The organism is Microcoleus sp. FACHB-68 (assembly GCF_014695715.1).
In the GTDB taxonomy this organism is placed as follows: Bacteria; Cyanobacteriota; Cyanobacteriia; order Cyanobacteriales; family Oscillatoriaceae; genus FACHB-68.
Genome location: NZ_JACJOT010000003.1, coordinates 70,607 through 91,896 on the forward strand (window position 1 = coordinate 70,607; position 21,290 = coordinate 91,896).

The window sequence follows — 21,290 nt, forward strand, 5'->3', positions numbered from 1 at the left end:
TGATTAAACCTCAACAGGAGATTTGTTAGTCACCGGCATCCGCTCAAAATTTTCTACCTCTCCTTCTACTTCAATCTTCTCATCTTGATTGGTAATTAAACGTGCACCGCGTTTGCGCGTGAAAAAGTTCCAGCCCCACTGAATCATGACGATCAGTTTGTTATCAAATTCAATCAGGTAGTAAATGTGAACGAACACCCAAGCCAACCAAGCTGGGAACCCAGAAAACTTCACGAAACCTAAATTCACAACCGCTTTATTGCGACCGATCACGGCTAAGCTGCCATAGTCAGAATAGCGAAAAGGTTGCAGAGATTTCCCGGCAAGTTTGGCTCTAATAAGTTTAGCGAGATACTGCCCTTCTTGCATGGCGACGGGTGCAACGCCTGGAAGCGGTTTGCCGTCCTCTTGGTGGGAAAAATTCGCCAAGTCGCCAATGACAAAAATATTGGGATGCCCTTTTACGCTTAAGTCCGATTCCACCATCACTCGCCCAACCCGATCCAGTTCTGCGCCGGTGCGTTGGGAAATGATTTGTCCCATTCCTGATGCTTTGACGCCGGCAGCCCACAAAATTGTTTGCGCCTGAATTTGTTCGGTTTCGTCACCGCAGCGCAGGGTAACAACATGGTCTTCAATATTGGTTACCAGCGTGCGAGTCCGCACGGTGACGCCCAAGTGTTCCAGCGATTTTTGCGCTTTTTCTGATAACTCTGGGGGGTAAGGGGGCAGCACTCGATCCATGCCTTCTAGCAATAAAATTCGAGCTTCTGTGGTGTCAATTTTAGAAAAATCGTTCTTGAGTGTGCTGTAAGCAAGTTCTGATAAAGCACCCGCTAATTCGACGCCGGTAGGGCCACCTCCAACGACGACAAATGTTAACCAAGCCCGGCGTTTTTCTGGATCGGTTTCTTTCTCTGCAGCTTCAAAAGCCAGGAAGATGCGACGCCGCATTTCTATAGCGTCTTCTACAGTTTTTAAGCCGGGTGCCATTGTTGCCCATTCATCTTTTCCGAAGTAGTGATGGCTGACGCCGGTGGCAACAATTAATGTGTCGTAGGGAATTTCTTGATTACGCAGTACAACTTTTTGCTCATCCGGGTTGATATCAAGCACTTCTGCCATCAAAACTTTTGTGTTTTTACTCCCACTTAATATGGCGCGGAGGGGGGAGGAAATATCGGCGGGAGACAGGCTGCCGGTGGCTACTTGATAAAGGAGGGGCTGAAATAGGTGAAAATTACGTTTATCAATGAGCGTGACTTCTACAGAGGCGCGTCTAAGTTCCTGCGCTGCATAAAGTCCGCCGAATCCGCCACCAACAATTACGACCTGGTGAGGAGACTGATTTTCGACTTCTTCTAACCTCATGGTGGCTCCTTTTTATAGAATAGGTTAATATCTGTTTCAAGAAAAAAGTTGACTTGCTTTACCGCCGGCTCGTTTTTTCTACAGGCATTTATATAATTTTATAGGGCATCGTTACAAATCTATAAGTATCGAGAGATACAGGGATCTTAATTATGCTATAAGAGGGAGTTTACTCTAACACGGTTGACATATTGCGCTATACATGATAGCAAATCTTCGTAAACTGTAGGGGTTAATTTTCCTGGCGCTGATATGCAAACGGGCAGTCTATTAGGACGGGTTTAATGGGCTAATCTTGAACTCCAAAGCCTTATCTACCATTAGCTTTGTGGTTTCCAAACGTAGTTGCCGGCTTTGTCAATGTAAGCGAACTGATCGTTAATTTTGACGGATGCCAGCCCATTTTTGAAAGGTTGAGCCTGATCAAATTGGGGCGGGATGATAATTTTGCCGGTTTTGTCTATATAACCTATCTTACTGTCAATTTCTACAGCCGCCAGCCCTTCAGAAAAGTTTTTAGCTTCATCAAATTGCAGTTGAATCACTGTTTTACCGGCTTTATCGATATAACCCATTTTGCCGCCTATTCCCACAGCCGCGAGTCCTTCAGAAAAGCCTTCCGCGAGAATAAATTGCGGCGGAATTACCATCTTGTCGGTTTTGTCGATATAGCCGAACTTATCGGTAATTTGAGCTGGGGCTAATCCTTCAGAAAAGCCTTCCGTGAGAATAAATTGCGGCGGAATTACCATCTTGCCGGTTTTGTCAATATAGCCCATTTTCCCATTAATTGCCACGGCGGCTAAGCCATCAGAAAAGCGGCGAATTTCATCAAACTGCGGCTGGATAACGATTTCACCGGCTTTGTCGATAAACCCGATTTTGCGGTTAATTTCTACGGCAGCCAACCCTTCAGAAAAACCCCAAATTAAATCGAATTGGGGTTTTATAACTATTTTGCCGGTTTGATCAATAAAGCCCCATTTGCGATCTATTTCGATAGCGGCTAATTCTTCAGAAAAGTCAGCAGCTTGTTTAAATTGTGGCTTGATCAGAGTTTCACCGGCTGGATTGATATAAGCGTAGTTTCCGTTTATGACAACCCTTGCTAACCCATCATTAAAATCTTCTGCCGCATTAAATTTTGGTTCAATAACAATTTTGCCGGCAGCGTTAATATAACCCCATTTATTATTTTGGAGAATTGGAAATCGTTGTGCCGGCTGTTGTTTTGTTTGGGATGTAGTTGAGGATTGGGATAGATTAGATGTTTGGGCAGTTTGTTGGGATTGACAGGATATTAATGTTAGGAATGTTAAACAGAGTAAGAAAGAAAGGGTTCGTTTCATTTTTTACTTTGACGAGGAAGTTTTGCCGGCATTCGGAGATTAAGAAAGGTTGCCGAGATTGAGGTGAACAACAGTATTTAGGGCTTAAAGGTGATTGAACCAATTTTCATCAATATCTACAACCTCAATTGTTTTAGTTTCAACCCCTAGCTTTAGGTCTTTTAGAATTAAGGAGAGTTGCTCACCATCAATTAAATCCAAAGCCGGTGCGCCATCTCTCGTTGCTTCTTTTTTCGCTTCAGTTGTAAAGGTGCCGGTTGTAATGAACAGTCCCTTATCTGTTCTGCCGACCATCGCCCCTCGGAAATCTCGAATTTCTGCCGGCCCAACGGAACCGCTATATCGTTTGCATTGGAAAAAGACCTGAAAACTTAATAAAGAAATTCTCAGAACACCGATACCATCAATTCCTCCATCACCTTTTTTACCTGTTACTTGAACTTTAATAAATCCTGAAGCTCTGAGGATGCGCTGGCATAGACGTTCAAACGCATCGGGAGGCATTTTCTGAAGAATACTCAACAGCTTCTCTGTCCATAAATTGGAGTCTACAGGTATCAGAGCATCTGGTTGAGCTTCATCTAATTTAATTGAATCTTTGCTCTTTCTAGGCTGTGATACCTGCTTAATTTCTCGCTTGTCAATAACTTGAAGATTTCGGCCTTTTTCAGTTAATGACCAAAAGCCACGTCCACTATTTTCAATCGCTCCATAGTTTTTGAGGTAAAGTCTAGTCCAGCTAAGACGAGCATAGATTGCGGTTTGCGGCCCTTCTTTATAAAGAATACTCTGCTGTTCTTCAGAGAATTCTTGGATTTCGCAAACCTTTTCGTATATCTCTCTAACATTACCCGATCCGCCTAAAGCTTTTAAGGCTTTGATAGTTGGCTCGAATAAATTATCATAGGTAGGGAGAGCTGGTTGAATCTCCATGCATCTAACGTTTTAGTTTAACCCCCCGCATTGAATAATCTAACAACTCCAGTGGATGCATCAGCGTAATTTCTTTACCTTGCGACTGCAAATGTTTCTTAATTTGTAAAGAACAACCGGGATTTGAAGACGCGATTAATTCAGCGCCGGTATTGAGCAGATTCTCAACCTTTTGCCGGCCTAATTCATCTGCAACATCTGGTTGCAGCATATTGTAAACGCCGGCACTCCCACAACACAAGGCAGCATCAACAGGTTCGCGCAGTTTTACCCCAGGAATTTTCTGCAATAATTGACGCGGTTGCAAGCTAATTTTTTGCCCGTGTAATAGGTGGCAAGCATCTTGATAAACGATTTTGAGTTCGCCATCAGCTAGGGGGGAAAGTTTAGTGGTTAATCCCACTTGGGCGAGAAATTCTTGCGCGTCTTTCACTTTGCCGGCAAATTCCTTCGCTTTCTCCCGGTAATTCGGATCATCTTGCAAAATATGACCGTATTCTTTTAAAGTATGACCACAACCGGCAGCATTGATAATGATCGCATCAACGTTCGTGCCTTCAAAGCTATCAATCATCTGTCTTGCCAAGGCTTGTGCTTGTTCAGTTTGTCCCTGATGTTCCGGCAAAGCCGCACAACAACCTTGTCCTTGGGGAACCACAATTTCGCAACCATTTGCGGTTAAAACTCGTGCAGTAGCTTCATTCACTTTTGAGAAAAATAAACGCTGCACACAACCTAAAATCATTCCCACCCGGTAGCGTTTTTCACCTTGGGCTGGGATAATCGTGGGAAATTCATCTCGGAAAGCATCCAGGGGAATTGCCGGCAAAATTTCTTCCATTGCCGCTAAGCGAGGAAAGACTTTTTTAAAGATGCCGCCAGCCCGAACAATTTTCTGAATTCCCAAGTTTTGATAGAGATAAAGAGGGCCAAGTAAAGCCCGCAGCCGGTTGGGATAGGGAAACAGATTAAAAATGATAGCGCGAATTACACGATCTGGCAGAGAACGCTCATAATTTCGCTCAATTTGTGGGCGAGTTGCCGCAATTAATTTGTCATATTGCACCCCAGAAGGGCAAGTCGTGACACACGCCAAACATCCCAAACAAGAATCAAAATGCTCAACTGTTGCATCAACAAGAGTGGCTTCACCTTCATTAATCGCATCCATCAAATAAATGCGCCCTCTGGGAGAATCCATTTCTTTGCCAAGCACTCGATAACTTGGGCAAGTCGATAAACAAAACCCACAGTGAACACAGGTATCAATTAATTTGGGTTCTGGGGGGTGATTCCCATCAAAATTCGTCTTTGAAAGTTGAGAATTGGCAGTCGAGTCTGAAACTTGCATAGTTTTTTATCCAACAAAAGCTTTTAAACATCAATCCTATCTAAACGCAAATAATTTGCATTCATCTGCATTCATCTGCGTATGCCTGCGGCACGCTACGCTATCATCTGCGTGCATCTGCGGTTCAATTAAATCAAATCTTTCCAACAAAACGCTCAGGACTTAAAATATTCTCCGGATCAAACTGCTGCTTAATTCGCCGCATTAAATCCAAAGCGTTGCCGGTGTATCCCCAGACATCCAACTGTTGCTTAAGAGAAATTGGAGCCACTAAAACACTCAAAAATCCCCCCGAAGATTCGCAGATTGAACGCATTTTAGAAAGCCGAGTTATCACATCCTCACCGGCAACCCGAATTAAGCCTAAACCACTGCCGGCATGAATTAAACTTAAACTACTATTTGGAAACAACAGATTCAACTGAGTTAAAACCGCCACAGCTTCAGAAGGTCTTACTCCTATTTTGCAGAGAATTTCTGAATTTGTGGGGGTTGAGCGCATTTGTTCGGGTAATTTCTGCCATAAAGCAGCCTCATCCGCCTCCACAAATGTTGTACTTTGTAACCCCAAGGTTTTGCCCACTTCCACAACTCGCTCTGACTGTTGTTTAACACTTTCTGCTATGCTTTGGAAGCGAACCAGCAATCCCATACCGGCACCGGCTTCTAATGTGTTCACCAACTGCGCTGAAAGCAAATCAGCGGCGGTGGGAGTCAAGGCAGAAGCCAGCAAAGTTTGAGTCGCTGTGGCAATGGCATCGGCTTCGCCGGTCAACAACACAGTTTGTGACGACAGGGATAGTGGATAAACCCGAAAAGTTACTTGACTAATAACCCCTAATGTGCCGAAAGAGCCGGTGAATAATTTCATCAAGTCATAACCGGCAACATTTTTCACCACCCGCCCGCCGGCTTTAGCAATTTGGCCATCTGAACGAACAAAGGAAAAACCAATGAGCTGATCACGAACGCCATTGTAGCGCTGTCGCAGCGAGCCGGTATCGCCGGTTGCCACAATTCCGCCCAAAGTCGCCATTTCTGGATAACTCGGATCAAGGGCGAGAAATTGACCGACACTTGCCAAGATTTGCTGTAATTCAGCAAACTTCATCCCCGCTTCCGCAGTGATAGTTAAATCGCCGGCAGCATGATCCACCAACTTATTTAAGCGTTCCGTACTCACGGCTAAATTCACACCCGCAGCTAAGCCACCCCAGTTGAGCTTGCTGCCACTGCCCAAGGGCAGTACGCCCCATCGCTGCCGGTGAGCACACGCCATCACTTCTGCGAGTTCTGCCTCAGTTTGGGGGTAGACAATGCAATCGATCTCGGCTGCCGGTGTGAGGCATTGAGCAATCTGTTCTTTACGAGATGCCTCTATATCTGCCCACGAACAGATGCCCGATGATCCTAAAATTTTTTCCAGTTGTTGCGCGATGGCGCTCTGATTTACCAATTTCTAATCCTCTCACTAAGAAGCATTTTAGAACGCTTGCCGACTGAAGAATCGCGAGAAAAAAGGAAACCGGAAAATAGAAAGCAATTCTCACTTCTCACTTTTATCATCTCACCTTACCGGCCAGCACTCCAGACTCTAGCACCGATTTTTAGCGGTTCTTACATCCCCACAAACTGCCAAACAATAAAATATAGAGCGGGAATGCCCTCTTAATGACTTTTCAGTGCAAGATGAGATACAACGATTTATAACAACTCGTGCCGATTGTCCCTGTCTTAAATTGTATCCCCCTTCCTTCCTATATGCTAATTCCAGGTCATCTAAGGAATCGGGTATTATCCCCTACTCCGCTACCCGAATTAATCATTTTTTATCTGGAATAGAGTAAATTCCTAATTAGGCGTGGCAACTTACATCATAAAATCGGTGAACTTGCAACAATTTACTCAGGTACTACAGTAGTGGTAGCAACCATGTTCAATCGTGCTTCTATTAGGGTTTTGAGTTTTGGGTTTAAGCACTACGAGGGAGGGGTGAGCCGCACCCTAACCACAAACTACCAATACGCACACAAAGCGTTCGGGCTGATAATTTGTTGTTAAAAGCCCAACCTGTGGGCACGTCAGCGCCATAGAAGTACGCGCTTTGGGGGACATATTTTTGACGAGTTCCCGAAATTGTCTGAGTGAACATTTCATCTAGACAAAACCACCGCGCCCCCAAAAAGGCGAGCCAAAAGTTCGCTGCTGCCATTCCCACTTACTCAAAACAGCGCTTGTGTTTTAGTTAGCGATCATGTCAACTGCCATCCGCATTTTGATTCTTGAAGACTCACCCGCCGATACCGAATTGATACTGCGCGAACTGCGCCGAGCAGGCTTCGCACCCAGTTGGCAGCGTGTAGAGACAGAACCGGACTACCTCAGCCGGCTACAGGAGAGCTTCGATATTATTCTTGCAGACTATATCCTGCCACAGTTTAATGCCCTGCGTGCGTTGCAGTTGTTACGAGCGAGCAACCTGGATATTCCCTTCATCGTCCTCACCGGCAGCCAAAATGAAGAAGTCGCCGTTGAGTGTATGAAACAAGGCGCTGCTGACTACCTGCTCAAAGATCGCTTAGCAAGACTCGGTCCTGCCGTCCTCGCCGCCCTGGAAGCCAAACAATTGCGTGACGACAAGCGCAAAGCAGAAACTGAACGAGAAGAAAGTGCCGCCCGCTTCCGCCGGCTTGCTGAAAATGCCCCAGATATTATCTACCGCTACCGCATCTTCCCCAGTCCCTGCTTTGAATACGTCAGTCCCGCAGCAGAAACCATCACCGGCTACACCCCAGAAGAACACTACGCCGATCCTGAGTTAGGGGTGAAGATTGTACATCCCGATGACCGAGAGGTTTTAAGACAATGGACGCTTCAGCAAAGCACCGATGAAGTTTTGGTCTTGCGCTGGATACATAAAGACGGAAGCATAATTTGGACAGAAACCCGCAGCATTTTAGTTTGCGACGAAGCCGGCAAGCCGATCGCCTTTGAAGGCATCGCCCGCGACATCACCCAGGCAAAGCTGGCACAGGAAGCGCTGCACAAAAGTGAGGCTCGCTATCGCGCCATTGTAGAAGATCAAACTGAACTAATCTGCCGGTTTTTGGCAGATGGCACCCTCACATTTGCCAACAACACCTACTGTCGTTTTTTCGGGTTTGAGCGTCAAGATTTGATCGGGTGTAGTTTTACCCCACTCATTGCCGGCGAAGAACAACAGAATATCCTAAAAACCCTCAATTCCTTAACCCCAGCAAATCCTGTACGTGTCTTGGAGCATCGGGTTGTTGTGAACGGAGAGCTGCGCGATCTGCAATGGACGAACCGGGCGCTGTTTGACGAGTCGGGCAATTTTGTCGAGTTTCAAGCTGTGGGGCGAGATATCACGGATCGCAAACAGGCAGACGAGACGTTGCAAAGCGCCCGCGAAGAACTGGAAACCCGCGTCGCGCAACGCACCGGCGAACTCCAGGAGCTAAATGAGCGACTGCAACAGGAGATAGAAGTTCGCTACCAGGCGCAAGAGGCGCTGCGGCAACGCTTCAGCCAACTTCAAACCCTTTATCAACTAGCCGATGCTGTGAGGCGAGCAGCAGCGATTGAGGAGATTTACGAAGCGGCTTTAAATGGTATCGGGCACTCTTTGCAAATTACGTGTGCCGGCATCTTGCTATTAGAGGCAGATAAGGGTTTGCGTTTCAAAGTCTGGCGCGGGCTTTCCCATGATTCTTGTAAGGCTTGTGAAGAGTATTTTTGCCTTGGCTCTAAGCAAAAAACCAAGAAACCGATTTTAATCACAGATATTGCATCTTTGCAAGCCCCCAATTTCTTGCCGGCACAAGCTGTTTTGCTGCGAGCCGGTATTCAAGCGTTGGCTTTAATTCCCCTGGTTTTTCAAGGCCGGCTATTGGGGAAATTTTTGCTGGGTTACAGCCAGCCTCATTTTTTCAGTGACGAAGAAGTACAGTTAGCTCAAACCATCGCCAACCACATTGCTTTTGCAACCGAACGCAAGCGAGCAGAAGCCGCACTTTGTGATAGCGAGGAGCGATTTCGCAGGGTTTTTGATGAGGCACCGATTGGCATGATACTTGCCGGCACAGACACCCGATTTTTTAAAGTAAATCGAGCTTTATGTGAGATGTTGGGTTACACGCCGGCAGAAATGACAGCCCTCACGGTTGAAAATATTACGCATCCCGAAGATCAGGGGAAGGAATTGCTGTATGTGGAGCGCGTTGTTCAAAGGGAAATTGACAGCTTTCAGCTCGAGAAACGCTACATTACAAAGCAGCAAAATGTTTTGTGGGTGCATCTGACTTCGAGCGTTATGCGTGATCCTAAGGGGGAAATCCTTTATGCTTTGGGAATGGTAGAAGACATTACTGAGCGCAAACAAGCTGAAGAAGCTTTGCGTGCCAGTGAAGAGCGTTTTCGCCAGCTTGCAGAAAATATTCGGGAAGTTTTTTGGATCATTTCAGCAGATAGGAATCAGCTACTTTATATCAGTCCCGCTTCTGAAGAGGTATGGGGACTCAAGCCGGAAACTTTATACGAAAAGCCGCACTCATGGCTGGACGCTTTGCATCCAGAAGATCGGGAACGGATCAGGGCGATTAAGGCGCAACAGAAGGCAGAAGATCCTTTGACTGTAGAGTATCGGATCGTGCAGCCTGATGGTTCAATTCGCTGGATATGCTCGCGCTCTTTTCCCATTCGTAATGAGTCGGGTGAGGTTTACCGCATTGCCGGCGTTGCAGAAGATATTACCGAGCGCAAGCATTTTATTGCTGAACTGAGCAAGGCGTTGGAAACAGAAAAAGAACTCAACGAACTCAAATCTCGGTTCGTTTATATGGTGTCCCACGAATTCCGCAACCCCCTGGCTTCAATTGTCATGTCGGTTGAATTACTCCAACGTTACGGAGATCGGGCATCTCAGGAGAAAAAAAATCAGTATTTTCAGCGAATCCAAGCCGCTGTTAAACAGATGATTGATTTGTTAGAAAATGTGCTGGTGATCGGTCGGACAGAGATGGGAAAACTCTCTTTTGATCCGGTGCCGGTGGATCTGGAAGCCTTTTGTGAGGAATTAGTAGAAGACTGCCAACTTAGAGCCGGCAATCTCCATACAATTACATTTATCTCTCACCCTCCCAATTCTGGAATAAACTCGCTTTCTCTATGTACCCATTCCTTAATGCCGGTGTCTCCAGTTTCTCATTCTCTTCCTTGCATGGATGAAAAACTTTTGCGGCAAATTTTAAGCAATTTGCTTTCAAATGCGATAAAATATTCGCCTCAAGGCGGCACAGTGCATTTGGTACTTTTCAATGAGGGAAGCGAGGTTATTTTTGAGATCAAGGATGAAGGAATTGGCATTCCCCCAGGAGATCAACCTTACTTATTTGATTCATTTCATCGCGCTACCAATGTTGGCAAGATTCCGGGGACTGGGTTGGGATTAGCAATTGTTAAAAAGGCGGTTGATTTACACGGAGGCACCATTACCGTTCATAGTGAATTAGGTATGGGGACAACGTTTACTGTGCGGTTACCTATTTAGTAAATTTCTAGGTTTCAGTTTTATTCAAAATGTTTAAATGCGAGGCCGGCAATATACCCACCTCACAAATATTCTGGCACTGTTGATGATTTTATCCGGACTGGAAACAAAGATTTAAAACAGTTCTGCTCCATTAAATTTCTGAGTATTCTGAACCTTTGCACCTTCTCCACAGGTGCGCGGTGTGGGAAACATTTTTCCGGGATTTGCTAACCCTTTGGGATTAAAGACTTGGCGCACCCACTGCATTGTTTCTAAATCGGTTGCGCTGAACATATCTGGCATATAGCATTTTTTATCTGCCCCAACGCCGTGTTCTCCGGAAATGCTCCCGCCAACTTTTACGCACAGTTTAAGGATTTCTCCGCCCAATTCTTCTACAACTTCCAAAGCACCGGCTACTGAGTTATCATAAAGAATCAACGGGTGAAGATTTCCATCACCGGCATGAAAAACATTTGCCACTCGATAGCCATATTTCTTGCTCAGTTCTTCAATTTCTTTGAGAACAAATGACATTTGTGTGCGGGGAATTACGCCGTCTTGCACGTAATAATCTGGGCTTAAATGACCGGCTGCAGCAAAGGCGGCTTTTCGTCCTTTCCAAATTTTTAAGCGCGTTTCTGGATCGCTGGCTGTTGTGATGCTGCGTGCGCCATTTTTAGTGCAAATATCTGCAACGCGCTGTTTGTTTCTGGCAACTTCGACTTCTAATCCGTCTATTTCTACCAGTAGAATTGCCCCAGCATCGCGGGGATAGCAGCCGGTGGCAACCACATCTTCAACGGCATTAATGCTGAGGTTGTCCATGATTTCCATGCCGCCTGGAATAATGCCGGCGCTGATAATATCGGAAACGGCATCACCGGCTTCTTCAATCGTGGTAAAATCTGCCAGCAAAACGCAAATCGATTCCGGTGCTTTGAGAATTCGCAGGGTGATTTCTGTGGCAATTCCCAAAGTTCCTTCGGAACCCACAAATAAGCCGGTGAGATCGTAACCGGGCATTTCTAGAAGTTCGCCGCCCACTTCTACAATAGAACCATCGGGCAGCACCAATTTTAAGCCCATCACATGGTTGGTTGTAACGCCATATTTTAGGCAGTGGACGCCACCAGAATTTTCCGCAACGTTGCCGCCAATTGAGCAGATAATTTGACTGGAAGGATCGGGTGCGTAATAGAAACCGGCACCGCTAACTGCTTGAGTTACCCAGTTATTAATCACACCAGGTTGCACAACCACTCGCTGATTTTCCAGGTCAATTTTAAGGATTTTTCGCATCAAAGCGGTGACGATTACCACGCAATTTTCCACCGGCAAGGCACCCCCCGATAAGCCGGTGCCGGCACCTCTGGCAACCCAAGGCACGCCGTTGCGATCACAAATTTTGACAATTTTTGCGACTTCTTCCGTCGTTTTCGGCAGCACAACAACAGCCGGTATCTGCCGGTAGCTGCTGAGTCCGTCGCATTCGTAGGTAAGCAATTCTTCTTTGCGCTGCACAACGCCGGTTTTGCCGACTGCGCTTTCAAATTCTTTAATAATTGGTTTCCAGTTACGGGGTTTGTCTAAAGCGATCATCGGTGGCTTCCTGCTGGCGACGGAGACAAGGTTAGCGGCATGACTTTGTTTTCGATCCTAATACCATTTTGCGATGCAATTCGCTTTATTTCCAAGGTTTAAAAATAGGTGAGGCTATGGAACGATAAGTCGGCTGAATATACAAACTAAAAATATCTAATCAATTAGAGAACTCTAGGCAATCTGAGTTAAATTCCTGGTGGGACGCGAAGCCGGCAATAACACGAATGTTTTTTGGCATCCGCTCAATCGTACAATGAGGTTCACGTATTCCATTAATTCAGGAGAAAGGGCAAATGCCAGGTGCAGTCGGTATGGTTGAAGTGAAAGGTCTTCCTCCTGCGCTTGCAGTGGCAGACGCAATGGTTAAAGCCGCCCGTGTTACGCTGGTTGGTTATGAAAAAGTGAGCAGTGCTCGCTACACGATCATTGTTCGGGGAGATGTCGCTGAGGTGCAAGCTGCGGTGGCGGCTGGGGTGGATTCAGTTAAGCGAGTGACGACTGAGGAGGATTTGTTACTCTCCTACCACGTCATTGCTCGTCCCCATGAAAATATTGATTGTGTTTTACCTATCCACTACACAGCGGCTACGGAACAGTTTCGAGTGTGAGCGGCGCTAGTTAATTTCAGTTGCACCTTCTTAGCATAAAGGTGCAACAGTTTTGATGGGAAGCCGGCAAATTAGCAACTATCGGTTATCTAATCTAGATAGCCGATCAGCTCATCCATATTGGCAGTAGTATTATCAGCAATTGGACGTCCCTCCGGTAAAGGCCGTAAGTGAATCATTCCGGAATTTTTTTTGAGAGCAAGTGCGCTTTGGGGAAGCGTATCTTGGATGTTTGTTTCGTTTGATTTAGCTGTTTTAGCCATGTTTATACGGTAACTCCTAACTCACTGTTCATCGGTCTGTAAATATTCGCACGCTCAGTTTTTACCTAAGTTACGAAGGCATAAAAAACTCAACGTTTATTGTGTTAATCTTAATTTAATTTGTTTTATTTATTAAACTATTTTTACAAAACTTTACATTAACTTCAAAGTGTTGACGCAAAAAGCCGGCTTGCCTTTGCCAGATTGAGCGAATTCAATTCAACTGTGCCGGTATTTCATTTAAGTAATAGTGACGCTGTGAGGCGTAAATTAAGCCATCAGATAGGTTTGCTCAGAATTCATGGGTAATACTCGCAACCGATGATTCTGCAAATCTGGCTCTAAACCAAGTTGCTGTAAAGGAATCACCCCTAGCAAAGCATACTTAAGTTCGGTGAGTTCCAGGCAATCAAATCTGCCTTCTCGATTTTCTACTACAAGTGTGGCATCGCCAAAAATCCGACCCCTTTTTACGCCGGCTAAGGTTTCTACGTTGGTTTCTCCGACCTGAATTAACCCCAACTGGCTGATCACGTGTGCCGGCAGACAAAGCATGGTTGCGCCGGTATCGACAACAACATTATCTAATGTAATAGCGCGAACTTCTTCAGATGGGATGAAACCCCGCTGATGGAGAACTTGATCGATGCGATTTGTGACGGTTAATGTGGTAATAACTTGACCCATTTGTTTTCCTTTAAGATTTGGCAGTACAAGTGTACCCATATTTTGATTTCTTTAAAGTTTGATTGATGATGTTTTAATTTTATCTCAATGCCGGCAGTTACTTTCAACACGAAATATTTGCTCCAAAGTTAGTGAGACAATTCTGATATTATTAATAACATTATCAGTTATGCCGTGATTCTCTTGGTGCATCTCATTAAACAACAAGTAGAAAATCGCACAACTCGCTCTTGGGAAGTTTCTATCCGAAATTCAGTTAGAGAAATTCAACGAAAAAACAAGCGCCGCAAAGCTGGAGGCTATTACTTAACTCAAGAATAATTAATGGAGACTTTAGAAGAAGCTTATCTAAATGCTATTGATGAAGCTTCCCTAGAAGTGGAAGAAGGGCGCTATGAAGCAGCAGAATTAGAACAACGGGTTAATAAAGAAGAGATTTTAACTCGCGCTTTGGGTTTAATTTTACCGGCAGCTTCATAATTGTCCTCAACTTTCTGCTCAAATGCCGGCTAAATCTCACACCGGCACCTTTTCTTCCTCCACTTCCACCGCGTCTGAAGCTGCCGGCAGAGAACAATAACCTCGCAAAGCATCCCGCGTCATTGCCAGCTGACTAACCAGGGAAATATCCTCCTCATTTAATAACCCCAACGCCTCATAAGGATTGTCTCGCTCAACCACCGGCAACTGATGCAACCCTCTAGCAGCCATCCGATCTAAGGCATCAGCAACCGGCTCATCATCGTAAGCTAAAAGAATTTCAGTTGTGCAGATATCTGCAATTTTCTGGTGGACTAAATAACTGATCAAAACATCGGTTTTCTCGCCTGATAAAATTCGATTCACATCTCGTAAAGTGAGAATTCCAATTAACCGGCCTGCCTCATTAATGACCAAGCTACTATGACAATTATGATTCGTTAAAGCTAAACCGGCTTCTATTAAAGTCGTTGTCCCAGATAAGATCAGCGGCGATTTATTCATCGCTTCTGAAACTCGAATATTTTGCAAGATTTCCCGCTTATAATCTTTTTCAATATTCAACCCAATTTGCTGCAAATTAGAACTAGAAGTTTTAACCGGCTTCAAACAATCAACCAGCCAAACACTCAATCCCACCGCCGCCATTAACGGCAACACAATTCGGTAATCTCGCGTTAATTCAAATAGTAATAATATCGCTGTGAGTGGAGCACGCGCACTGCCGGCAAGTACCGCAGCCATTCCCACCATTGCATAAGCCGGCGGCCCTGCCATCACTGATTGTATTGTTGGGATAGCTAAGACTAAAATCTTGGCATAAGCCGAACCCAAAGACGCACCGAGAAACATAGCCGGTGCAAACGTTCCACCCACTAAGCCACTTCCCAAACTAACCGCACTCATCACCAGCTTAGAAACCAGCAGGATCAGCAACAGTTGCAAAGAAAACTCCACATCTTGCAACATCGCTTCAATGGTTTCATAGCCAATGCCTAAAATTTGCGGCCATTGCAACGCCACCCAACCGACACAAGCACCCCCAATCATCGGATGAAGCCACCGGGGAATGCCACTGAACCAGACAAAAAGCGGCACTTCACCCCGAAAGCAACGCTGCGCTAACTTAACGGCTTGGGTGTAGGCAATTGAAACTAAACTGGCTAATAACCCCAAACCCATGTAGAGAGGTAATTCCAGAGGCGATAGCACTATATAATCAGGGAGTGCAAAAGCCGGCTGAGCACCCAATCCAATTTGAGCAATTAAAGCTGCCACCACTGCCGCCAACAGCACCACACTCACGGCTGAAGTGGCAAAACTCGTGCCCAGCACCACTTCCAGGGCAAAAAACACACCGGCAATCGGGGCATTAAACCCCGCCGCAATGCCGGCAGCCGCACCCGCGCCCAACAGTAATCGCTGCCGATCTTGGGAAACTTGCAGCGCTTGACTCACCAGCATCCCAAAATTCGCCCCAATTTCCACACTTGGCCCTTCCGGCCCTAAAGCTGCCCCAGTTCCCAAAGAAACCGAAGCCGCCACCATCTTAGTTACAGGTTTAAGAACGAGGGGAACCCCACCCTTTGGTTGCTGCACAGCCGCAATCATTGAGGAAATTCCAGGGCCAAAATCCGGCCAGCGCCAGCGCATGAGTCCGATGATTGCGCCGCCGAGGGTGGGAACACAGGCAAGTGTCCACGCGCCCCAAGGAGAAATGAACCCCATTAAACCCTCTAGCGTCAAGCTGTGGATCAGATCGATGAGGTAATGAAACGTAACGACGCCCATGCCGGTGCTGCCGCCAATCAGTACCGCCAAGATCATAACGACGGTTTCTGGGGTTGGCTGTAGCCGGTTGAGGAGGCGAGTTAGAAAGGAAGAAACAGAGGCAAGCGCTGGCTGTTTAGATTGCAGCCCATCAGAGGAGGTCAGGGCGGTCATTAAGGGAAGTAATTATAAATATTAGAGAAAGCTTAAGTTTTGTTTCTGTATTTATATTGTGATAGATCAATTAGCTGCCTTGCAAGGCCGGCTTAAGAACAGATACGTGAGATAGTTAAAGTCGGATCAATCCGGCTTTTGAACAGGTAAGTGCGCCAGATTCGCCCTGATGCACTTACCCATCGCCGGCTTAAGCCGCCGCCTAATAGCGAAAGTCGGATTAATCCGACTGAGAAATCATCAATCAGTCCTCTAAAGAGGACTTTTGCTATAAGACAGGGATTTCAATCCCTGGCGGGTAAGTGCGTGAGATTAGCCCTGATGCACTTACCCGCCGAAGGCTGATAGCAAAAGTCAGATCAAATCGAACTTATTTTTACGCCACCGGCACCGGCATTTTTACCTTTTGCCTCTCACCGATAACCGTCATTCGCACACCCCCTGCCGGCCCTAATGTTACGCCTCGGCGCACAGGTTGCACTGGCTGCTGATCAGCGAGGGATAGTTGCCAGTTAGATAAAATCGTCGCCAACACCAATTTCATCTCCAACTGCGCTAACGCCAAACCGATACAGCGCCGGCTGCCACCCCCAAACGGTAAATATTCATAGGGAGAGAATTGCCGGTCTAAAAACCGTTCCGGCTTAAACTGATTGGGTTCCGGATACACATCCTCGCGCTGGTGGGTGAGATAAATACAGCCGACCACCGGCGTCCCCTCTTCTAACTGATAACCCATCAACTGCACCGGCTGTTTCACAACCCTTGGGAAAGTCAGCATCGCAACCGGGCGAATCCGCAGGCTTTCTTGGCAAACAGCCGTCAGGTAAGGCAGCCGGAAAATCGCCATTGGATCGGGATTGTCACCCAAAGCATCGAGTTCTTGCACCAGCCGTTCACGGACTGCCGGCAGATGGTGCGTCCAGTAAAGCGCCCAAGCCAAACCCGTTGCCGTCGTTTCATGGCCGGCAAACAGCAGCGTCAGCAACTCATCGCGCAACTCCTCATCCGTCATCGGCTGTCCCTCTTCATCACGCGCCGACATCATCAAACTCAGAATATCTGTGCGCGAGGTATCGGCTTGCTGCCGGCGTTCTTCAATCTCAGCGTATAAAAGCGCATCAATTTCCCGTTTTTGGCGCAAATAACGTCCCCACGGACTCCAAGCACCTAAATCTCGTTGCCATGAGCGAATAAACAGAAAGCTAGCACCGAACGGGGAACTCAATCCTTCTAGCAGTTGCTTCGTGAGTTCTTGCAACTGCTCATAGCGAGGACTTTCGTGCAATCCAAACACCGCTTGCAAAATTACCCGCAGCGTAATCTTTTGCATCACACTCCGCGCAGAAAACGTTTCTCCCTGCGTCCAGTGGTTAACAGCTTGATTGGTAATATCAACAATTAATTGGCCGTAGTTCCGCATTCTGTCCCCGTGAAAGGGAGGCATTAACAACTGGCGATGCCGGCGGTGTCGTTGGCCGCCCAGCAGGATCATCGATTGATCCCCCACCAGTGGCTGTAAAATTTGGTTGGCTTCTCCCGGCGCTTCAAACTGCTTGGTGTCGCCGGTTAATATCTCCTGGATTGCTTGGGGGTTACTCACATAGATCAGGGGTGATCCCTTACGGGCCAAAGGCGTAGTGAAGATGTCCCCATACTGCTTCGCGCAGGTTTCCATATATGCCACTGGATTGGCAATCCACTGAATGAGCTGTAAAAAGGGATGAGTTTTTGGGCCAGCCGGCAGTGTCATAGCAGTAATTCCCGCTCAAATTTTATCAATCAAGGAAAGGAAGAAATTTTTCCCTGCGCTTATTGTAATCAAGCGGAAACAGTCATGATGGAACCGAGGTTTTAAGTACAAATGCACAGGAAAAATTGACCCACTGATCCTCTAATCCTGGTCTCTACCCTCACAAAAGCCAGCAACTTTTCCCTAAGCGCGATCCCCTATTACCTCTAATTATCTCTGCATGAAGCAGAAGTCATAAATTTCGGCAGCTTCAAAGCCGTAAGATCTTTATTAAATTACTCAACGAGTAACCTCATTTAGGTAGATCAGCATGACCTCAACAACCCCAGCATCAACAAAAGCCGCGCCAGATTTTTGTGAGGGAATTCAGCATTTTGGCGAAGCTTTGCCCGATTTCGACACTTACGGGAAAACCCCGGCGATTGCAGAAGGCAAAGGGGCAATTGCAGATCCCAATGATGCAGCCGCCGTCTTCCAAACTTTACTCGCTGCCGACGCCCTGCGCTATCTGACTCTGCAAGTCACCGGCAGCAAGGCTTCCGGACACCCCGGTGGTTTTGCTAGCCAAGCCGAAGCCTACGCTGCTTTGGTTATGCTGGGTTACAAAAATATCCTCACGGAAGTTGGACACCACGCCCCAGGCTTTTACAGCGCCATGTTCCTCGATCGCTCACTGGAGGATATGGGCATTGAGACGGTGCAGCAGTTGCGGGATCGCTTTCGGGAAAAGCACGGTCTTTTAGGTCATTTATCTGGTTACATTCCCGGCATTTTAGCCCCCGCCGGCCCTCTGGGACAAGGGCAGCACTTTGCAATGGCAGCCGCACTTTTACACCGCGATAAGCTTTTCCCGTTCACGATTGGGGATGGCGGCATGGGTGAACCTTACCCGATGAGCAGTATGGCGCACTTCAATACCGCTTATCCGAGTGTGACGAATTTCCTGCCGGTGTTGGTGTGGAATGGCTTTTCCCAAGAACATCACAGCATGGTTTCCACCAAATCTAATGAAGAGATGATTGCCTACTGGAAAGGCAATGGCTTTAAAGAAGTGATTTTGGTAGATGCCAAGGACTTTGACGATCAAAACCAGCCTGGGGCTTATGTTGATGGCACAGCGTTCTCGTTTAAGCAGCGCTTGGCATTTACAAAGGCGGTACTCTCAGGGGTTGATAAAGCGGCAAAGTCGGCGCTGGGCGGCACACTCACGGTATTTATTATCAAGCAATTGAAGGGTGCCGGTGTTCACGCGCTGGGGGCAAAATCTCACAATTTGTATGCAAAAGATACCCTTGACGCACCTCACATGATCACGGCGTTAAAACAACGCGCCCTTTCGCCGGAAGCATGGGCATTAGTGCGAACCAATGCGGAACGTGCGGGGGGTGGGCCGGCTGCTAAGACAGTTGTCACAGAATTTGAGTTGCCGGTGGCTGAGTTGGGTGAGTTGCCTTTGGAAGAGTATGCAGTTGGCGGTGCTCCGCAGGTTTCCACGACGGCGATGGGGCGTTTGGTGGGAAAAGTGGGACAAAGCGATCGCAACTTCTTGGTTACCAATGCAGATGGAAATGAAGCGTCTGGGATTGCCAATATTAACCAAGCATTGAAGATTATTCACCCAACTTCTGACGATCTCTATAATCAGGCACCGCAAGGGCAAGTTTACGAACCGTTGAGTGAAGATGCCTGCGCCGGCTTGGCGGTGGGATTATGTTTGATGGGTGCTCGTTCTCTGTGGTGCTCTTACGAGTCGTTTGCAATCAATGGTTTACCGATTTGGCAGACGGTAACGCAAGCAATGGCAGAATTACGCCGTGCAACACCTTCAACGGTGACGCTGTTTACTGCCGGCGCATTGGAACAAGGGCGCAACGGCTGGACTCACCAACGTCCGGAAATTGAGGCTTATTTTGCTTCAATGATGCGAAATGGCAATGTTTTCCCCCTGTTTCCACCCGATGCCAATAGCATTCAAGCTTGCTATGAATGGGCGCTGACGACGAGGAATAAGGGCATTGTGATTACTTCGAGTAAGTCACCGCTGCCGATTCACACCACATTTGAGCAAACTCGTCAAGGGTTGCGGGATGGCGCGGTGGTATTGCAAGAAGTGAAGGGCAGCGAGACTGAGAAAACGGTGGTGTTTGCGGTTATTGGCGACATGACGTTGATGCCGGTGTTTGAAGCGGCTGCTTTCTTGGAAACGGAAGGTTTAGGTGTGCGGATTGTTTCCATTATCAATCCTCGCCGGCTCTACCGGCCTCATGATGTTGCGTGGGATACTTGTTCACAAGCCGATGATGGTTTCTTAGATGATGCCGGATTTGAGCGTTTGTTTGGTGGCGGTGCGTTAATTGGTGTAACGGGTGGCGCGGCTGCCATGCTGGAACCGATTATGTTGCGGAGTAATAGCAAGCGCGATACGTTTGCCTGGAAGCGCGGGGAAACGACTGCAAGTGCGGGAGAGTTAATGGCGTTTAATGGGTTAACTGCGGAAGCATTAACAAAGCGTGCAATTGAGTTAGTTCATTAGATTGGATGTAATTTGATATTTTGCCTCGGCCTAATTTACACTTAGGTCGGGGCAAAAATTAACGGACGGATGAAAGAAATGGCAGAAGAGAGGAATGGTTAGAAGTTCAGTTTATTCCCAAATTCCTCCAAATTTTCAACGTCATGAACCCGCACTTATCAGAAAAAGTTCTGCCCCTTAAAGAACAGCGATTTCTACTTCCTGGCTATCAGACTTGGGAACAATTTGAAGCGATCAAAGCTCTAATGCCAGAAGTGCCGACTTTGCGAATCTCTTATCTTGATGGATCGGTAGAATTTATTACAAACAGCTCAGACCATGAAACAATAAAAACAAATTTATGTTCTTTACTCGAAACTTATCTTTTTAATAAAGGACTGAGCTTTATTCATAAAAGCTGCATTAATGTACGAGAAAAAGATAAAAGTGTTTCCTTTGAAATCGAAGAATCTTATAATATTGGAAAAAAGAAAGAACTACCTGATATTGCAATAGAAGTTGTCATGCTCAGGAGCGACATAGATAAGTTAGAAAAGTATAAGCGGTTTAACATCATAGAAGTCTGGTTTTGGGAAGATAACCAGCTTTCCCTGTATCGCCGGCAGGATGAGAAGTATGAACAAATTTCTCGCAGTGAATTTTTACCAGAGTTAGAGATAGACTTGCTAGCGCGTTGCGTAGGGATGCCTTCAAGGCTTGAGGCGAGAACAGAATTTTTGCAGGAAATCCGCCGGCAGCGATAGAGGAAGCGCCGCAGCCATCAAAAGATTATCGGCACACTTGCCGGCATAGAGAATGAGTCGGCTAAACTAGAAGTAATCATCTACCCCTGCCGGGATGAGCGCTGACAAGGGCTAAATAT

15 protein-coding genes and 1 pseudogene are annotated in these 21,290 nt (G+C 46.6%); 5 read left to right on the forward strand and 11 right to left on the reverse strand.

Going from position 1 to position 21,290, the window contains the following annotated elements:
* Positions 1 to 3: 3 nt before the first annotated feature.
* The 6 genes from H6F73_RS02815 to H6F73_RS02840 all read right to left on the reverse strand — a co-directional run bounded on the left by H6F73_RS02815 (position 4) and on the right by H6F73_RS02840 (position 7,216).
* A complete protein-coding gene (locus tag H6F73_RS02815; RefSeq protein ID WP_190757307.1) occupies positions 4 to 1,371 on the reverse strand; it encodes an NAD(P)/FAD-dependent oxidoreductase in 1,368 nt (455 codons plus the stop codon).
* Between the two features lie 320 nt (positions 1,372 to 1,691).
* The gene (locus tag H6F73_RS02820) at positions 1,692 to 2,720 is read right to left on the reverse strand and encodes a WG repeat-containing protein (RefSeq protein WP_190757308.1); all 1,029 of its coding nucleotides are present in this window, start codon (positions 2,718 to 2,720) and stop codon (positions 1,692 to 1,694) included.
* A gap of 84 nt (positions 2,721 to 2,804) precedes the next feature.
* Positions 2,805 to 3,653 (reverse strand): restriction endonuclease, encoded by an 849-nt coding sequence (locus H6F73_RS02825; RefSeq protein ID WP_190757309.1) that lies wholly within the window; start codon positions 3,651 to 3,653, stop codon positions 2,805 to 2,807.
* 4 nt (positions 3,654 to 3,657) lie between these two features.
* Entirely contained in the window at positions 3,658 to 5,004 is a 1,347-nt protein-coding gene (locus H6F73_RS02830) for a heterodisulfide reductase-related iron-sulfur binding cluster (protein WP_190757310.1), read from the reverse strand.
* 133 nt (positions 5,005 to 5,137) lie between these two features.
* The gene (locus tag H6F73_RS02835) at positions 5,138 to 6,460 is read right to left on the reverse strand and encodes an FAD-binding oxidoreductase (protein ID WP_190757311.1); all 1,323 of its coding nucleotides are present in this window, start codon (positions 6,458 to 6,460) and stop codon (positions 5,138 to 5,140) included.
* A gap of 516 nt (positions 6,461 to 6,976) precedes the next feature.
* Positions 6,977 to 7,216, reverse strand: coding sequence for a hypothetical protein (locus H6F73_RS02840; protein WP_190757312.1), 240 nt, complete (start codon positions 7,214 to 7,216; stop codon positions 6,977 to 6,979).
* A 42-nt stretch (positions 7,217 to 7,258) separates the two neighbouring features.
* On the opposite strand from H6F73_RS02840, the gene H6F73_RS02845 reads away from it, so the two are divergent.
* Positions 7,259 to 10,573, forward strand: coding sequence for a PAS domain S-box protein (locus H6F73_RS02845; protein WP_190757313.1), 3,315 nt, complete (start codon positions 7,259 to 7,261; stop codon positions 10,571 to 10,573).
* Between the two features lie 114 nt (positions 10,574 to 10,687).
* Here H6F73_RS02845 and glcD read toward each other — a convergent pair whose 3' ends face one another.
* The gene (glcD, locus tag H6F73_RS02850; RefSeq protein WP_190757314.1) at positions 10,688 to 12,157 is read right to left on the reverse strand and encodes a glycolate oxidase subunit GlcD; all 1,470 of its coding nucleotides are present in this window, start codon (positions 12,155 to 12,157) and stop codon (positions 10,688 to 10,690) included.
* Positions 12,158 to 12,453: 296 nt separating this feature from the next.
* On the opposite strand from glcD, the gene H6F73_RS02855 reads away from it, so the two are divergent.
* Positions 12,454 to 12,768, forward strand: a complete 315-nt coding sequence (locus H6F73_RS02855; protein ID WP_190665273.1) for a BMC domain-containing protein — start codon at positions 12,454 to 12,456, stop codon at positions 12,766 to 12,768.
* An 89-nt stretch (positions 12,769 to 12,857) separates the two neighbouring features.
* Here H6F73_RS02855 and H6F73_RS02860 read toward each other — a convergent pair whose 3' ends face one another.
* Positions 12,858 to 13,031, reverse strand: a complete 174-nt coding sequence (locus H6F73_RS02860; RefSeq protein ID WP_190665272.1) for a hypothetical protein — start codon at positions 13,029 to 13,031, stop codon at positions 12,858 to 12,860.
* Positions 13,032 to 13,301: 270 nt separating this feature from the next.
* Complete coding sequence (locus tag H6F73_RS02865) at positions 13,302 to 13,757, reverse strand: aspartyl protease (protein ID WP_190757315.1); 456 nt, start codon at positions 13,755 to 13,757, stop codon at positions 13,302 to 13,304.
* 105 nt (positions 13,758 to 13,862) lie between these two features.
* Here H6F73_RS02865 and H6F73_RS02870 point away from each other — a divergent pair.
* A pseudogene (locus H6F73_RS02870) lies at positions 13,863 to 14,198 on the forward strand (DUF29 family protein); the annotation flags it as partial.
* Between the two features lie 36 nt (positions 14,199 to 14,234).
* Here H6F73_RS02870 and H6F73_RS02875 read toward each other — a convergent pair.
* Positions 14,235 to 16,142, reverse strand: a complete 1,908-nt coding sequence (locus H6F73_RS02875; RefSeq protein WP_190757316.1) for a chloride channel protein — start codon at positions 16,140 to 16,142, stop codon at positions 14,235 to 14,237.
* A 376-nt stretch (positions 16,143 to 16,518) separates the two neighbouring features.
* Positions 16,519 to 17,895 (reverse strand): cytochrome P450, encoded by a 1,377-nt coding sequence (locus H6F73_RS02880; RefSeq protein WP_190757317.1) that lies wholly within the window; start codon positions 17,893 to 17,895, stop codon positions 16,519 to 16,521.
* Between the two features lie 310 nt (positions 17,896 to 18,205).
* On the opposite strand from H6F73_RS02880, the gene H6F73_RS02885 reads away from it, so the two are divergent.
* Both H6F73_RS02885 and H6F73_RS02890 read left to right on the forward strand, forming a co-directional pair.
* A complete protein-coding gene (locus tag H6F73_RS02885) occupies positions 18,206 to 20,428 on the forward strand; it encodes a phosphoketolase (RefSeq protein WP_190757318.1) in 2,223 nt (740 codons plus the stop codon).
* A 143-nt stretch (positions 20,429 to 20,571) separates the two neighbouring features.
* Entirely contained in the window at positions 20,572 to 21,171 is a 600-nt protein-coding gene (locus H6F73_RS02890; RefSeq protein ID WP_190757319.1) for a Uma2 family endonuclease, read from the forward strand.
* Positions 21,172 to 21,290: the final 119 nt, after the last annotated feature.

What these genes read in the sequence shown, in the direction of transcription:
- H6F73_RS02825 (WP_190757309.1), bottom strand. Translation starts at nt 3,653, where the DNA reads ATGGAGATTCAACCAGCTCTCCCTACCTATGATAATTTATTCGAGCCA.
- H6F73_RS02855 (WP_190665273.1), top strand. Translation starts at nt 12,454, where the DNA reads ATGCCAGGTGCAGTCGGTATGGTTGAAGTGAAAGGTCTTCCTCCTGCG.
- H6F73_RS02880 (WP_190757317.1), bottom strand. Translation starts at nt 17,895, where the DNA reads ATGACACTGCCGGCTGGCCCAAAAACTCATCCCTTTTTACAGCTCATT.
- H6F73_RS02875 (WP_190757316.1), bottom strand. Translation starts at nt 16,142, where the DNA reads ATGACCGCCCTGACCTCCTCTGATGGGCTGCAATCTAAACAGCCAGCG.
- H6F73_RS02865 (WP_190757315.1), bottom strand. Translation starts at nt 13,757, where the DNA reads ATGGGTACACTTGTACTGCCAAATCTTAAAGGAAAACAAATGGGTCAA.
- glcD (WP_190757314.1), bottom strand. Translation starts at nt 12,157, where the DNA reads ATGATCGCTTTAGACAAACCCCGTAACTGGAAACCAATTATTAAAGAA.
- H6F73_RS02815 (WP_190757307.1), bottom strand. Translation starts at nt 1,371, where the DNA reads ATGAGGTTAGAAGAAGTCGAAAATCAGTCTCCTCACCAGGTCGTAATT.
- H6F73_RS02840 (WP_190757312.1), bottom strand. Translation starts at nt 7,216, where the DNA reads ATGGCAGCAGCGAACTTTTGGCTCGCCTTTTTGGGGGCGCGGTGGTTT.
- H6F73_RS02890 (WP_190757319.1), top strand. Translation starts at nt 20,572, where the DNA reads ATGAACCCGCACTTATCAGAAAAAGTTCTGCCCCTTAAAGAACAGCGA.
- H6F73_RS02845 (WP_190757313.1), top strand. Translation starts at nt 7,259, where the DNA reads ATGTCAACTGCCATCCGCATTTTGATTCTTGAAGACTCACCCGCCGAT.
- H6F73_RS02860 (WP_190665272.1), bottom strand. Translation starts at nt 13,031, where the DNA reads ATGGCTAAAACAGCTAAATCAAACGAAACAAACATCCAAGATACGCTT.
- H6F73_RS02820 (WP_190757308.1), bottom strand. Translation starts at nt 2,720, where the DNA reads ATGAAACGAACCCTTTCTTTCTTACTCTGTTTAACATTCCTAACATTA.
- H6F73_RS02830 (WP_190757310.1), bottom strand. Translation starts at nt 5,004, where the DNA reads ATGCAAGTTTCAGACTCGACTGCCAATTCTCAACTTTCAAAGACGAAT.
- H6F73_RS02885 (WP_190757318.1), top strand. Translation starts at nt 18,206, where the DNA reads ATGACCTCAACAACCCCAGCATCAACAAAAGCCGCGCCAGATTTTTGT.